This is a genomic window from Alistipes finegoldii DSM 17242 (assembly GCF_000265365.1).
Lineage (GTDB): Bacteria > Bacteroidota > Bacteroidia > Bacteroidales > Rikenellaceae > Alistipes > Alistipes finegoldii.
This window is the reverse complement of the sequence record NC_018011.1, coordinates 3,320,888-3,334,559: the sequence shown is the minus strand read 5'-3', so window position 1 is coordinate 3,334,559 and position 13,672 is coordinate 3,320,888. Positions and strand designations below refer to the sequence as shown.

Sequence of the window (13,672 nt, the reverse complement as noted above, 5' to 3'; positions counted from 1 at the left end):
ATATAAGATTTTATCCGATTCTTTCGTTTGTGATTTCGGGTTGCAAAATTACACAATTAAAGTTAAATTTGCATCCTATTAACAGGAGTTTTTTCCACGATGGGGCAAAAAGGGCAAAGATCGGATACACACACGCTGACGCACGAGGCGCAGACACTGACGCGCGACGTGGTCACCGCCCCGTTCCGCCTGCGCACCTACCGTCTGATCCGCAAGATACTCATCGGCTTCATTCTCGTCTCGATCGCCAACGTACTCTTCTCCTACTTCTTCTACACCCCGAAGATGTACCGCATCATCCGCGAGAACCGCGATCTGGTGATCAAATACCGCATCCTGCAGGACCGCATCCGCACGGCGCAGCGCCACGTGGACGAAATACGCCACCGCGACAACTACGTCTACCGTTCGCTCTTCTCGACCGACACGATGTCGATCGAAGGCGTCTGGCAGCCCTACCCCGACACCAAATACGCCGCGCTGCTCGACGACGACTACGCCCCGCTGATGGTCGGCACGTGGCGGCAGCTCGACGCGCTGGCCCGCACGCTCTACCTCGAATCGGTGTCGTTCGACGAACTGCAGGCCTTCTCGCAGGACAAGGAGAAGATGTCGGCGGCGGTTCCGGCCATCTGGCCCATCGACCGTTCGGCGCTGCACAACAACCACATCGGCGCATTCTCGCCGCGCCGCTACCACCCCGTACTCCACCGCGTGCAGGCCCACACGGGCGTCGATTTCGGCTGCGACCGGGGTACGCCGGTATACGCCACCGGCGACGGCGAGGTGGAACTGGCCGTCGGCAGCGGCTACAACGGCGGCTACGGCTATCAGGTGCTCGTAAACCACGGTTTCGGCTACAAGACCCGCTACGCCCACCTGAGCAAGGTGCTGGTCAAACCGGGCGAACGCGTGACCCGCGGTCAGGTGATCGCCGAAACGGGCAACACGGGCCGCTCGACAGGCCCCCATCTCCACTACGAAGTGATTCACAAGGGTACGCCCGTGAATCCGGTCAACTATTTCAACCGCGACATGACCGCCGCCGAATACGACGACCTGATGGCGCGGATGCGTGAAACCAATTTCGAAATGTAACGTATGGCCGGAAAAAAGGACCTGATACGGCTTCGCAAGCGTAAGCGCCGCAAACAGAACATCATACGCGCCACGATCCATTTCTTCGTATGGGCGGGCGTCGCCGTGCTCTACTACATCGGTTTCTCGGTGTTCTTCGACACGCCCGTCGAGTACGAGCTCAAGCACTCGACCGACCGCCTGCGCCGCGAATACACGGCCCTCGTCCAGCGATACGACACGCTGACGACGGTGATGCGCAACCTCTCGGAACGCGACCGCAACGTCTTCCGCATCCTCTTCGAGTCGGACCCCTACGACTTCGACTCGGAGTACGAGCGCAAGCAGGCCGCCACCTACGAAAACATCTTCAACCGTTCGTCGCGCCGTCTCAAACGCGAGCTGCGCGAACGCGTGGCCGAAATGGAGACGCGGCTCGACGAGCTGAACGACACCTACCTCGACCTGCAGGCGCGCATCGACTCGGCCGGCAGCCGGTGCGACAACATCCCGTCGATCCAGCCCGTGATCAACAAGCAGCTGACGCTGCTCACGGCTTCGTACGGCATGCGCATCCACCCCTTCTACAAGACGCTGCAATCGCATCAGGGCGTGGACTACACCATTCCCGAAGGGTCGCGCGTCTTCGCCACGGCCGACGGAACGGTGCGCGAGGTGGCCCAGCGCAACTCGACGTCGGGACAGACCGTCGTCATCGACCACGGCAACGGCTACGAGACTTCGTACAACCACCTCTCGAAGATCAACGTCCGCAAGGGCCAGCAGGTGCGCCGCGGCGACATCATCGCCCTTTCGGGCGACACGGGCCTTTCGCTGGCGCCCCACCTCCATTACGAAGTCCGCTACAACGGCATGCGCGTGGACCCGATCCACTACTTCTTCATGGAGCTTTCGCCCACCGAATACCAGCGTCTGATGCGCATCGCCCAGTCGGGCATGCAGTCGTTCGATTGACAGCCTGCACCGAAACTCAAAAAACCGCGCCTTCTGCGGCGTTCCCTATTTTCCGCCACGACATGACACACCCCGGCTCCGAAATAAAACTGATCCTTCTGGATTTCGACGGCACGCTGGCCGACACCCGGCGTGCCAACACGCTCGCCTATGTCGCCACGCTGCGCGAAGCGGGTTATACGCTCACCGAAGAGGAGTATGCGGCCCGCTATTTCGGCATGCGGTGCGACGATTTCCTGACCCGGATCGGCATCGCCGACCCGGCCGAACGCGAACGGCTGCGGCTGCGCAAGATCGCGCTCTACCCCACGTTTTTCGACACCGTGCGGCTCAATAGGCCGTTATGGGATTTCTGCCGGCAGTTCCGTGCGCAGGGCGGCCGCGTGTGGATCGTCTCGACGGGCAGCCGCGCCAATATCGACAACGCCATGCGGCATCTGGGAATCGCCGGACCGCAAGCCGTCCGGCGTCTCGAAACGCCGGACGAAGACACGTCACGCAAAGGAGAGAGACTGCCGGAGGAAAACGCGGTGGACGGGATTCTTTCGGGCGCCGACGTCGCGCGCAGCAAACCCGCCCCGGACTGTTTTCTGGAAGCCATGCGCCGCGAGGGCTGCACGCCGCGCGAAACCCTGATTTTCGAGGATTCCGAGATCGGTCTCGAAGCGGCCCGCCGCAGCGGAGCGTCGTATTTCAGGGTGAAACTCTGAACCGTCTCAGCCCCGTTTGCAGATTATCCGGAAATCGCAGAACTTGCACGTATCGGCGTCCTCGCACTGGCGGAACGGCACCGCAGGGTCGTACATTTCGGCCAGCTGCGCGCGCAGCAGCTCCTCGAAACGTTCGCGGTAAAGCGTATAGCGCGCCCCCCTGACGCCCAGCTGCTTGTCGTCCAGCTGCGGCGAATAGTCGGGGCGGTTCATGCTGCGGACGTAGTAGAGCGCGGGTTCGGCGTCGCAGCCCCGCGTATGGTGCAGGATCATCGAATAGAGCAGCGTCTGCAGGATATTGGACAGCCGCTGTTTGCCGGTTCCGGTGAAAAGGCTCTCCACGCCGTCGAACTCCAGATGCGGCGCCCCGGTCTTGTAGTCCACGACCCGCAGCGCGCCGTCGCCGAGCATGTCGATACGGTCGGCGATGCCCCCGAACTTCATCTCCAGCTCGCGCTCCCCGGCGCGGAACGGGAAGGAATAAGCCACCCGCTCCTCCAGTCCCGACACGGCGAACGCATCGTGCGCCGCATCGTAAGGCATCACCCCGCCACGCAGGTAGCGCGTGACGATATCCTTCACCAGCAGCAGGTTGCCCGTATAATCTTCGGCCGAAGCGCGTTCGTCCTGCAAATAATTTTCGTTGATCGCCCGCTCGACCGCCGCGGCGACCTCGCCCGAACGGATCATCGCCCGCAGGGTCTGGCCGGGATGCTCCTCGCCCACGATCCGGGCGTAGAGCGTCTGCACGGCGGCGTGAAGGATCGTGCCGAACATCGGCGCATCGACCTCCTCCGAAATCTCGTCGTCGGCTTCGAGCCGGGCCACGGAGTGGAAATAGAAGCGCAGCGGGCAGGCCACGTAGCGGAAAAACGCCGTCGGCGAAAGCGCGGCGGGACTTTCGGCATCGACGAAGCGTTCCAGCCGCCGCATCACCTCCCCGTCCTTCGCCACCTCGATCGGAGCCGTCTCGGCGAGGTTCACGTCCACCCCCACCTCGATCTTGCGCACGTCGAAGCCGCTCTCGTAATCCAGCTGGTAGATATAGCGGCTCGGCTCGCCCGTCGATTTGTCGTCGGCATGCGAACAGTAGAGCATATGCACGCTCTTCGCGCGCTGGATCAGGCGGTAGAAATAGTAGGCATAGACCCCTTCGTGGTGTTCCGGCGTGGGCAGTTCGTAGGCCGCACGCAGGTTGTAGGGAATGAACGACGACTGCGCGACGTGGTTGCCCGGAAAATTGTCGTCGTTCATCGAGAGAAGGATGACGTTCTCGAAATCGACATTGCGGGTCTCCAGAATACCCATGATCTGAATCCCCTCCAGCGGTTCGCCCTCGAAGGGGATGCGCAGCGTCTGCAAATGGCGGCGCAGCAGCGAGGTATACACCTCGGTCGCAAGCTCGATGTCGCATTCGTCGAGCGAGTTGCGCAGTTTGGTCACCTGCTCGGCGATGACGGCCAGAAATTCGACCCGCTGTCTGGCGTCGTCGCCCTCGTAGGGCTGGCGCGCCACGGCGGCGATCACGCCCAGCAGGTAATCGGACAGCTCGCGCCACTCCGCCGCGGGCGAAAAGATCCGTTTCAGCAGTTCGTTGCGGCCCAGCCATGCGGCATCGACCGAAATCCGCCGGTCGCGGACGATCTCCTCGTGCATCGTGCGGGTCAGCGCGGCGTCGCACTCGGCGACATAGGGATGCGCCAGAATACCCGCCACGTCGGCATGGTAGAAGGTCCAGCCGCCGCCCTTTTTGCGGCGGTGGTTCTGCAGCTCCACAAGGCGTTCGACGAAGGTGTAGGCAAGGCTCTGCCGCAGGGGAAAACCCATCGTGACGTTCACACGGCCTATATCGGCGGGCAGGGCGTACAGCAGCGGCAGCAGCAGGTTTTCGTCGGTCAGCACCACGGCGGTCTCCTTGCCCAAGGCGGGCTTCAGCCCGGCGGCGACTTCGGGGTCCTCCTGCGCGCGGCGGCGTGCGAGGTCCGCGAGAATCGCCGCGGCGTATTTGCACTGCACGGCGTTCGACACGGCGGCCACGGAGACGACCTCCTTTTCGCCCCGCATGTTGTCGTGCGCGAATTCGGTCCGGGGCGGAAACAGCGCGACGTTCGAGCGCACGAACATCCCGGCCTCCTGTTCGGGGTTGTCCTTATAATAAGCGTCGTAATCCCAGTAGAAATCGGTTTCGGCGGCAACAGCAAGGAATTTGAAGAGCTGCTTTTCGCACTCCGACAGGGCGTTGAATCCCGCCACTACATACCTCCGCGGTTCGGGAAAGGCGAACGCGCCTTCGGCGATGCGGTCGGCGGCGGCCCGCTGGACCATGCCGTTGTAGGCGATGCCGAGCGACACGAGCCGCCGGCGGAATTTGCGGTAAACGGGGCCGAGCGTCTTCCAGATCGCCAGAAAGCGGCGTTTCTCCTCCGAAAGATCGGCCTCCTCGCCCAGCGAAGACCAGAACGACAGAATCTGCAGCTGGGCGGGCGTCAGGTAGGAGATGTCGGCTTCGATCTCCTTGATTTCGGAGATGTTGCGGAAGAGCATCTGCGCGTCGATCCGGTACTTGTCGATCGTGTCGAAGTCCGTGAGGAGCATGTCGCCCCAGAAATAGAACTTGTCGAACGGCTCGGTGTGGAATTCCGAATAGACCTTATAGAGTTCGGTGATGAGCCGCACGCGGTCGCCCGCATGCAGGCCCGATATTTCGCTCATCAGGTCGTCGACGGTCACCCATTCGGGCTGCCACATGGGCCGCCCGGCGATGCGCGTCAGGGCATCGACGAAAAACAGCCGCGCACGCCGCGACGGAAAGAGCACGGCCCTCTCGGACAGTCCCTCGCCGTATCGGGCATACAGGTCCCCGGCGACCTCTTCCAGAAATCCTTTCATAGCCGCCCTACAGTGTTTTCAGTCCCGTAAAACAATGGCATCCCCACCGGCCCCCGCCGAATCGTCTCCGTATCCCGGCAGGTGCGCCGGTTACACCGGCAAAGCCAGACAGCTCCGCCGTCCGCCGCAGGAATACCCGTTCCACCCCGCCCGGAGAAGCCGGCAGGCCCCGCCGCAGGAGCGCTCCGGCGGGCCGATATGCGAAAACCCTTCATCCGCTACTCCACGCGGTTGATTTCGCCGCCCATGAACTTCGCGCCGCCGCGTACGATCTTAGGATCGCCCTTGTAGCTGATCCGCGCATTGGTCGTCGTCTTGCCCACGAAACGGTCGGTGATCCACAACGACACCTCGGCCTTGCTCTGGGCATTGACCTCGGCCGACATCACCTCCAGATCGGATGCGGCCACCTTGCCCGTCGATACATACAACGTCAGGTAACGCACCGAACCCGAAAGGTTCGCCGTGCTGTATCCCGTCTGCTCCATCTTGAGGTCCTTGACGTCCAGCTTCGCCGTCAGCGAAGCCTTGCGGTTGACCGTCACGTCGAGCACCGCGGCGTCGAGCGTCCCCTCGAACGTCGCGGCCGCGCCCGACAGCGAAACGGCCCGCAGCGCGTTGTAATAGACCGTCACCTCGGTGCGTTCGGGACGGCGCGAATCGGGCTTCTCGCTGATGCGCAGGGTCTTGTCCTTGACCTCGGCGCGGAACTTGGTGGTGTAAGAGCCTTTGGTGTCGTATACGATTTTCGGGGCCTCGGTGTCGGGAACCCGGACGAATTTGACGTCCAGATCGGCATCGACCGCAACCGCCTCGAAGGTGGGCAGCCACTCGTTGCGCTCTCCGGCGCCCGCAGCGCCCGTTTCCTGCGCATAACCCGATGCGGCAAAAACCAGCATCACCGCGCTCAGAATCATCTTCTTCATACTTTTCGGTTTTAATACGTCGCTAATTTACGAAATTATTGCAAACCTCGGTTTGCCGTTCGGGATTTGTTTTGTACTTTTACTACCTAAAACGACATTTCGGACAGTGAGAGCGAAAATTCTGAACGCGAGCGCCGGATCGGGCAAGACCTACCAGTTGGCATACAAATACGTGCGCGACGTGGTCGAACAGCCCTCCATCTACCGCCACATCCTCGCCGTGACCTTCACCAACAAGGCCACCGAGGAGATGAAGTCGCGCATCCTCAAGGAGATACACCTGCTGGCTTCGGGCGGCGAAAGCTCCTACCTCGAAAACCTCTGCCGCGAACTGGACATGGACGCCGCCACGGTGCGCAGGCGGGCCGCGGAGGTGCGTTCGAAAATCCTGCACGACTACTCGCGCTTCACGGTGCTGACCATCGACACCTTTTTCCAGCGCATCCTGCGCGCCTTCATCAAGGAGCTGGGCATCGACCTCAATTACAACGTCGAGATCGAGACCGCCTCGGTGCTGACCAAGAGCGCCGACACGCTCATCGAGCAGATAACCACCGACCGCGACCTGCAGCGCTGGCTCACGGACTTCGTGCAGGAGCGCATCGACGAGGGCAAGAAGTGGGACGTCCGCGACGGCATCCTGACGCTCGGCGGCGAACTGTTCAAGGAGAAGAACAAGGAGGCTCTATCCCTCGCCCGCTCGCGCGAGGAGCTGGGCCGCATCGTCGGCGAAGCGACGGCGCGCGCCGCGGCGACCAAGCAGCAGATGCGGGAGCGTGCGGCCGAGGCCGTACGGATCATGGCCGATGCGGGCGTCGGCCCGGCGGACTTCACGGGCAAGAGCCGCAGTTTCGCCCACTATTTCCTCACGGTCGCGGCCGGAGAGCTGAAACCCTACACCGCCACGGTCGGCAAAATGAGCCTGACGACCGAAGGCTGGGCGCCCAAGGGATCGCCCGCCGCGCCGCTCGCCGCCCGGCTGCAACCCCTGCTGCGCGAAATGTGCGATCTGTACGACGCCAACGTCCGCTCGTGGAACACCTGCGACCTGCTGCGCGAGAACTACCGCAGCTTCGCGCTGCTGTCGGACCTCTACGCCAAGGTGCAGCAGTTGTGCGACGAGCAGAACATGATGCTCCTCTCGGAGACCAAATACATCCTCTCGGAATTCATCGGCCACAACGACGCGCCGTTCATCTACGAGAAGGTCGGCAACCGCTTCGAACACTTCATGATCGACGAATTTCAGGACACCTCCGTCAAGGAGTGGGAGAACTTCCTGCCCCTGCTGCAAAACGCCATGTCGCAGAGCGAGGCGACGTCGGTGCTGATCGTGGGCGACATCAAGCAGTCGATCTACCGCTGGCGGGGCGGCGACTGGAAAATCCTCCACTCGCAGGCGCAGGCGCAGCTCGACCCGGCCAGCACCGAGGTGGAGATACTCAGGGAGAATTACCGCAGCCTGCCCGCCGTGGTGGAATTCAACAACGAGATCATCGGCCGCGTGGTCGAGACCGACAACCGGGCGCTGAACGAGACGCTCGACGAAGCGGCCGCAAAGGGCGGCATCAACCCCGCGGCGGCGGCCGCACTGCACGACACCCTGCGCGACGCCTATCGCGGACACGCGCAGACTCCCCGCCGCCGGAGCGACCGGCCGGGCTACGTCTCGGTCTCGACCTTCGCCGAGCAGCCGCCCGTCGTGGAGCGCATCTGCGAGGTGCTGGACAAGGGATTCCGGCCGCGCGACATCATGATACTGGTACGCGGGGCCACCGACGGCGCCAAGGTCGCCGCCGAGCTGCTCGACTTCAAACGCTGCAACACCGATCCCCGCTACCGTTTCGACGTGATGACGCAGGAGGCGCTGATCGTGGGCAACGCCCCCGTCAGTTCGTTCATCGCCGCGTCCCTGCGGCTGTCGCTCAACCCCGACGACTCGCTGAGCCGCGCCGTCTACAACCACTACCTCGGCCGCGGCTTCGACCGCCCGCTGTCCGACGACGAACGGACGTTCTTCCGCTCGATCCGCCTGCTGTCGCCCGAAGAGGCGTTCGAACGCATCGTCATGCGGCACGGTCTGCAGGACGACAAACAGCAGACGGCCTACCTGCAGGCGATCCACGAACAGATCATCGGCTTCTGTTCCAGCAAGATCGCCGACATCGCGCTGTTCCTCGACTGGTGGGAGCAGCAGGGGCAGAACCGTTCGCTGAGCGTCGAGGAGAGCGAAACGACCGTCGAGATCACCACGATACACAAGGCCAAGGGACTCGAAAAGCGCGTGGTGCTGATCCCCTACTGCTCGTGGCAGCTGGACCCCAAGTCGGGCGGCAACGTGACCAACATCGTCTGGGCCGAGGCGCACGGCGACGCCGAAGCCGTGGGACGCTTTCCGGTGAAATACAAGAAGTCGATGGCCGAATCGGGATTCTCGGCGGAGTACTACCGGGAACTGGTCTACTCGCACGTCGACAACGTCAATCTGCTGTACGTGGCGCTGACGCGCGCCGCCGAATCGCTGCATGTCTTCATCCCGCAGAAAGGCGGCAAAACCGTCGGCGGACTGCTCCTCCAAAGCATCCTCACCGACGGCGACAAAGTCCTCGCGGGCAGTGCCGAAGGGCGTTACACCGTCACCGAAACGGGCGAGCGGTTCGAATTCGGCCAGTTCCGCGGCCCGGTCGCCGACGGCGGCAAAACGTCCGGCGCCGAGCACGTCGTGCTGGAAAACTACCCCACGGCGCGCGCCGACCTGCGCCTGCGGCTCCCCTCGCAGCGTTATTTCGAGCAGGAGGAAGAGGTGGAACTCTCGCCCCGCAATTTCGGCATCCTGATGCACAAGGCCTTCGAAAACGCCGACGACGAGGAGCAGATACGCCTCGCCGTGGAGCGGATGCAGGCCGACGGCACGCTTTCCGCCGCCGAAGCCGCCGCCCTGCGGCGGATGATCGCCCGCGCGCTGGAACACCCCGCGGCCCGCGAGTGGTTCGCCGGGGACTGGGAGCGCGTGCGCAACGAAAACGAAATCATCATTCCCGGCGGCTCCTCCGCGCGGCGTCCCGACCGCGTGATGATCCGCGGCACGCGGGCCGTGGTCGTGGACTACAAGTTCGGCGGCCGCGAACCCGAACGCTACCGCCGTCAGGTGCGCGAATACCTCGCCCTGCTGCGGCAGATGGGCTACACCGAAACCGAGGGGTATTTGTGGTACGTGAAACTGGGAAGAATCGAAAAGGTGGAGGAATGACATGAACGAAATCATCGGCATCATACCGCACAAATTCCGCCGCAGGGGCTTCGGCATGGCCTGCACGCTGCTGCTGCGCGCAGGGCTGAACTTCCTCGGACTGGCCGTGCTGCTGCCCGTGCTGGCGCTGGCGCTCGACGCCCGGAGTCTCGACGGCGGCGGGCAGCTGGCCCGCATCTACACGGCGCTGGGCTTCACGTCGCCGCGCAGTTTCGCGCTGACGGTCTGCGCCGCCGTGGTGGCCGTTATCGTCCTCAAATGCCTGACAAATCTCTGGCTGGCGCGCATCGAGCGCAACTACATCTACGACCTCTACCGCACCCTTTCGCGGCGGCTCTACGTCACCTACCACGACCGGGGACTGCCGTTCGTCAAGTCGTCGAACTCGGCCGTGCTGGCCCGCAACGTCAATGTCGTCTGTCTGGCCTTCACGGCCGGCGTGCTGAAACCCGCCGCCGCCATCGCCGCCGAAGCGCTGCTGCTGGCGCTGCTTTTCGGGGCGCTGCTCTGGTACGCGCCCGTTGCGGCGGTTCTGACCGTTGCGGTCTTCCTGCCTTCGATCTGGATCTATTACGGCTTGGTGCGCAACCGCATCAACCGCTACGGCGAGCTGGAAAACAAGGCCCAGCGCGAAAAGGCGCGGCTCGTGGCCGAGACCTTCCGCGGCTATGCCGACATCGAGATCAACAACGCCTTCCCGATGATGCTCCGTTCGTTCGACCGGGCGATGGATCAGGTGATTCGCACGCGCCTGCGCGAAACGGCGATCGGCATGCTTCCGCAGGCCTTTACCGAAATCGGGCTGGCGCTGGGCATGGCCCTGCTGGTCGCGCTGAGTCTGGGCGCGGAAGAAGGACGCGCACAGCTGCTTTTCGGCGTCTTCGCCGTAGCCGCGCTGCGCCTGATGCCTTCGGTGCGCAGCATCATGGCGGGCTGGACCTCGATCAAGTACAACCGCTACACGATCGCCGTCCTGCGCGACGCAACGGCCGGGGACGAACCTTCCTCCGCATCGCCGGACACGCTCTCCGGAGCCGCCGAGAGAGCCGGGAAAGGCCCCCATACTGATGCCGCCGCTATCCCGCCGTCGGAATACTCCGCGGCGGAGAGCGGCGAGACCGCCCGCGGCAGGCGAACGGCTCCGGACAAACGAACCGCATCCGGCAGACAAACGGCTCCTTACGGCCAAACAGCCCCGGCCAAACAGCCCTGCACCGCAAAATCAACGAAATCCGTTTCGGCCGGCGGCACATCCGGAGCATGCGCGTCCGAAATACTGTCTTTCGAACATGAAATCGCCGTCCGCAACCTCGGCTTCCGCTTCGCGGACGACGGGCACGAGCTTTTCCGCGGCCTTACGCTCTCGATCCGCAAGGGCGAACGCATCGGCATCCGCGGCGCATCGGGCGCAGGGAAAACGACGCTTTTCAACCTGCTGCTGGGACTTTACGAACCGACCGGGGGCGAAATAACGATCGACGGCACGCCCCTCACCGCCGCCAACCGCCGCGCATGGCAAAACCGCATCGGCTACGTCTCGCAAAACCTTTTCATCGCCGACGGAAGCTTCGCGGCCAACGTCGCGCTGGGCGTTCCCGACGACGAAATCGACCGCGGCCGCGTAGCCGAAGCGCTGGAAGCCGCCCGGCTCGGAGAGTTCGTCGCGGGACTTTCCAAAGGCATGGACACCCATGTCGGCGAATGCGGCTGCCGCCTTTCGGGCGGACAGCGCCAGCGCATCGGCATCGCCCGCGCGCTCTACCGTCGGGCCGACGTGCTCTTCTTCGACGAGGCGACCTCGGCGCTCGACAGCCGCACCGAGGAGGAGATCAACCGTTCGGTCGCCGAGCTGGCGGCGCGCGACAAGGGGCTGACGCTGGTGGTTATCGCCCACCGCGAAAGTTCGCTCGAATACTGCACCCGAATCATCACAATAGGAGAATAATTATGGAATACATCATAGCAGGCATACGCATCGCCGTCCCGCAGGAATTCACCGCAGGGTCTTTCGGCACGGCGCTGGCGCCCTTCGCCGCCGCAGACGAAGGCCCGGCCGACCTGAGCGTCGAAACCCGCGGCGAAATCCGCCAAGCGGACGGCTACCGCGAACTCGACGAATTCGACTTCGCCGATGCCGACGCCGACTGCCGTTTCGGCCGCGACTCGGAAGGTTACCTGCTCACCATGACGCCGCGCGACGGCTGCGCCGCCGCCCGTTTCCGCAAGGCGTTCGGCGCACCGCTCGTCACGACCGACGTCACACTGCGGCACAACCCGGCGCTGTTCCGCTTCGGATTATGGTCGATGTTCAACATCGCCGCCGTGGCGCGGCAGGCCGTAGCCATCCATTCGTCGGTCATCAGCCTGAACGGCAGGGCCGTGCTGTTCCTCGGCGAATCGGGCACCGGCAAAAGCACCCACACCCGTCTGTGGCGTGAACATATCCCCGGCGCGGAGCTGCTCAACGACGACAGTCCGATCGTCCGCATCGTGCAGACCGCAGATGCAGACCCGATTTGCGGAGCCGTCCAAAATCCGGCGAACGCCCCCGCAGCTGCGGCTGAAACTCCGGACGCAAGCGCAGCGACAACCGGCGCCCCAAAACCGCAGGCCATGGTCTTCGGTGCGCCGTGGAGCGGGAAAACGCCCTGCTACCGCAACGTATGCCAACCGATCCGGGCCATCGTACGGCTGTCACAGGCTCCGCACAACCGGATTCGCCGCCTGCGGGCGATCGAGGCCATCGGCGCGCTGCTGCCCTCGTGCCCGCCGTCGTTCGCCCACGACGAAACGCTGGAAGACGCCGTATGCGCAACCGTCTCGGCCGTGGTGGCGCAGGTCCCGGTCTACCACCTCGAATGCCTGCCCGACGCCGCGGCCGCCGAACTGGCCTGCCGCACGATTTTCGGCGGCGAATCCGCAAATCCCCGCCCGTGATGCAGCTTTCGAACCGTCTGTTTTTCGAGCAGGTCGAAGCGATGCTCGCCGAAGGACACGAAGTCCAGATCCGCATGAAGGGCCACAGCATGCGGCCCCTGCTGCGCAGCGAACGCGACATCGCAGTACTGACTCCGATCGCCCGATACACCGGAAATTCCGAAACGGCAGCAGCCGCCCGAAAGCAAAACAGGCTCGCGCGAAACGAAACCGCCCCCGACACCGCCGCAAATTCCCACCCCGACCGTCTTCCCTCCGGAAGTCAGGCCCTGCAACCGGGCGACGTGGTGCTGTTCCGCTGCGAAGGACGCCATATCCTCCACCGCATTCTCCGCATCGAACCGGAGAGCGGGGAGATGCCCCCGCAATCGGCAAACACGACGGTAGAGACAATAACAAAGACACCGGAAGCGTCGGCAATACCAACGGCCGCAACAACGGAAGCGGCGACAACAGCTGCGTCGGCAACGGCCTCCAACGCCGGAGATACTCCCGCTCCGCTCCCCGCGCTCCGGGAAACCGGCAAGGCGACCCCTCCGCTTCCGGCACGCCCCGAAAATTCCGAAAATCCCCAAGCGACCAGCAATCCCGGCCAAACACCCGCAGAAACGGCACCTGCCCCGCCCCGGCTTCGTTTCACCCTCGCAGGCGACGGCAACCACCGGATGACCGAACATTGCGCAGCGACAGACATAGCGGCCGTTATGACGGCTGTCATCCGCCCTTCCGGCCGCATCGTCTCCACCGCTTCCCGCCGGTGGCGACGACAGTCCCGCTGTTGGCTGACGCTGCCCGCCGCCGTCAGACGCTTCATCCTGCGGGCGCTCTGGCGGCTGGGGATCAGATAGAACCGGGATTTGCGGCATCCGAAAAAGTCTTGAAAACAGAGCGTGAATAACCGGGAAAGC

Annotated in this window: 9 protein-coding genes; 7 read left to right on the top strand and 2 right to left on the bottom strand. The window is 63.7% G+C overall.

From position 1 onward, the window contains the following. Nucleotides 1-99 precede the first annotated feature (99 nt). The 3 genes from ALFI_RS14410 to ALFI_RS14400 all read left to right on the top strand — a co-directional run bounded on the left by ALFI_RS14410 (nucleotide 100) and on the right by ALFI_RS14400 (nucleotide 2,762). Nucleotides 100-1,098, top strand: coding sequence for a M23 family metallopeptidase (locus tag ALFI_RS14410; protein ID WP_009598512.1), 999 nt, complete (start codon nucleotides 100-102; stop codon nucleotides 1,096-1,098). 3 nt (nucleotides 1,099-1,101) lie between these two features. Beyond that, nucleotides 1,102-2,052 carry a M23 family metallopeptidase gene (locus ALFI_RS14405; RefSeq protein WP_014776345.1) on the top strand — a complete coding sequence of 317 codons (951 nt, stop codon included), beginning with the start codon at nucleotides 1,102-1,104 and terminating at the stop codon, nucleotides 2,050-2,052. Nucleotides 2,053-2,114: 62 nt separating this feature from the next. Then, nucleotides 2,115-2,762, top strand: coding sequence for an HAD family hydrolase (locus ALFI_RS14400; RefSeq protein ID WP_014776344.1), 648 nt, complete (start codon nucleotides 2,115-2,117; stop codon nucleotides 2,760-2,762). Between the two features lie 6 nt (nucleotides 2,763-2,768). On the opposite strand, the gene ALFI_RS14395 is transcribed toward ALFI_RS14400, so the two are convergent. Further along, nucleotides 2,769-5,651 carry a PD-(D/E)XK nuclease family protein gene (locus ALFI_RS14395; RefSeq protein WP_014776343.1) on the bottom strand — a complete coding sequence of 961 codons (2,883 nt, stop codon included), beginning with the start codon at nucleotides 5,649-5,651 and terminating at the stop codon, nucleotides 2,769-2,771. Nucleotides 5,652-5,869: 218 nt separating this feature from the next. Further along, nucleotides 5,870-6,577, bottom strand: coding sequence for a GIN domain-containing protein (locus tag ALFI_RS14390; RefSeq protein ID WP_042493792.1), 708 nt, complete (start codon nucleotides 6,575-6,577; stop codon nucleotides 5,870-5,872). Between the two features lie 106 nt (nucleotides 6,578-6,683). On the opposite strand from ALFI_RS14390, the gene ALFI_RS14385 reads away from it, so the two are divergent. Genes ALFI_RS14385 through ALFI_RS14370 form a run of 4 tightly spaced genes read left to right on the top strand, consistent with a single transcriptional unit; the run spans nucleotide 6,684 to nucleotide 13,612 of the window. Then, the gene (locus ALFI_RS14385; protein ID WP_014776341.1) at nucleotides 6,684-9,827 is read left to right on the top strand and encodes a UvrD-helicase domain-containing protein; all 3,144 of its coding nucleotides are present in this window, start codon (nucleotides 6,684-6,686) and stop codon (nucleotides 9,825-9,827) included. Between the two features lies 1 nt (nucleotide 9,828). Further along, a complete protein-coding gene (locus ALFI_RS14380) occupies nucleotides 9,829-11,772 on the top strand; it encodes an ATP-binding cassette domain-containing protein (RefSeq protein WP_014776340.1) in 1,944 nt (647 codons plus the stop codon). A gap of 2 nt (nucleotides 11,773-11,774) precedes the next feature. Then, the gene (locus ALFI_RS14375; RefSeq protein ID WP_014776339.1) at nucleotides 11,775-12,764 is read left to right on the top strand and encodes a hypothetical protein; all 990 of its coding nucleotides are present in this window, start codon (nucleotides 11,775-11,777) and stop codon (nucleotides 12,762-12,764) included. After that, entirely contained in the window at nucleotides 12,764-13,612 is an 849-nt protein-coding gene (locus tag ALFI_RS14370) for a hypothetical protein (protein ID WP_014776338.1), read from the top strand. The genes ALFI_RS14375 and ALFI_RS14370 overlap by 1 nt, the downstream gene beginning before the upstream one ends. The last annotated feature ends 60 nt before the right edge of the window (nucleotides 13,613-13,672 follow it).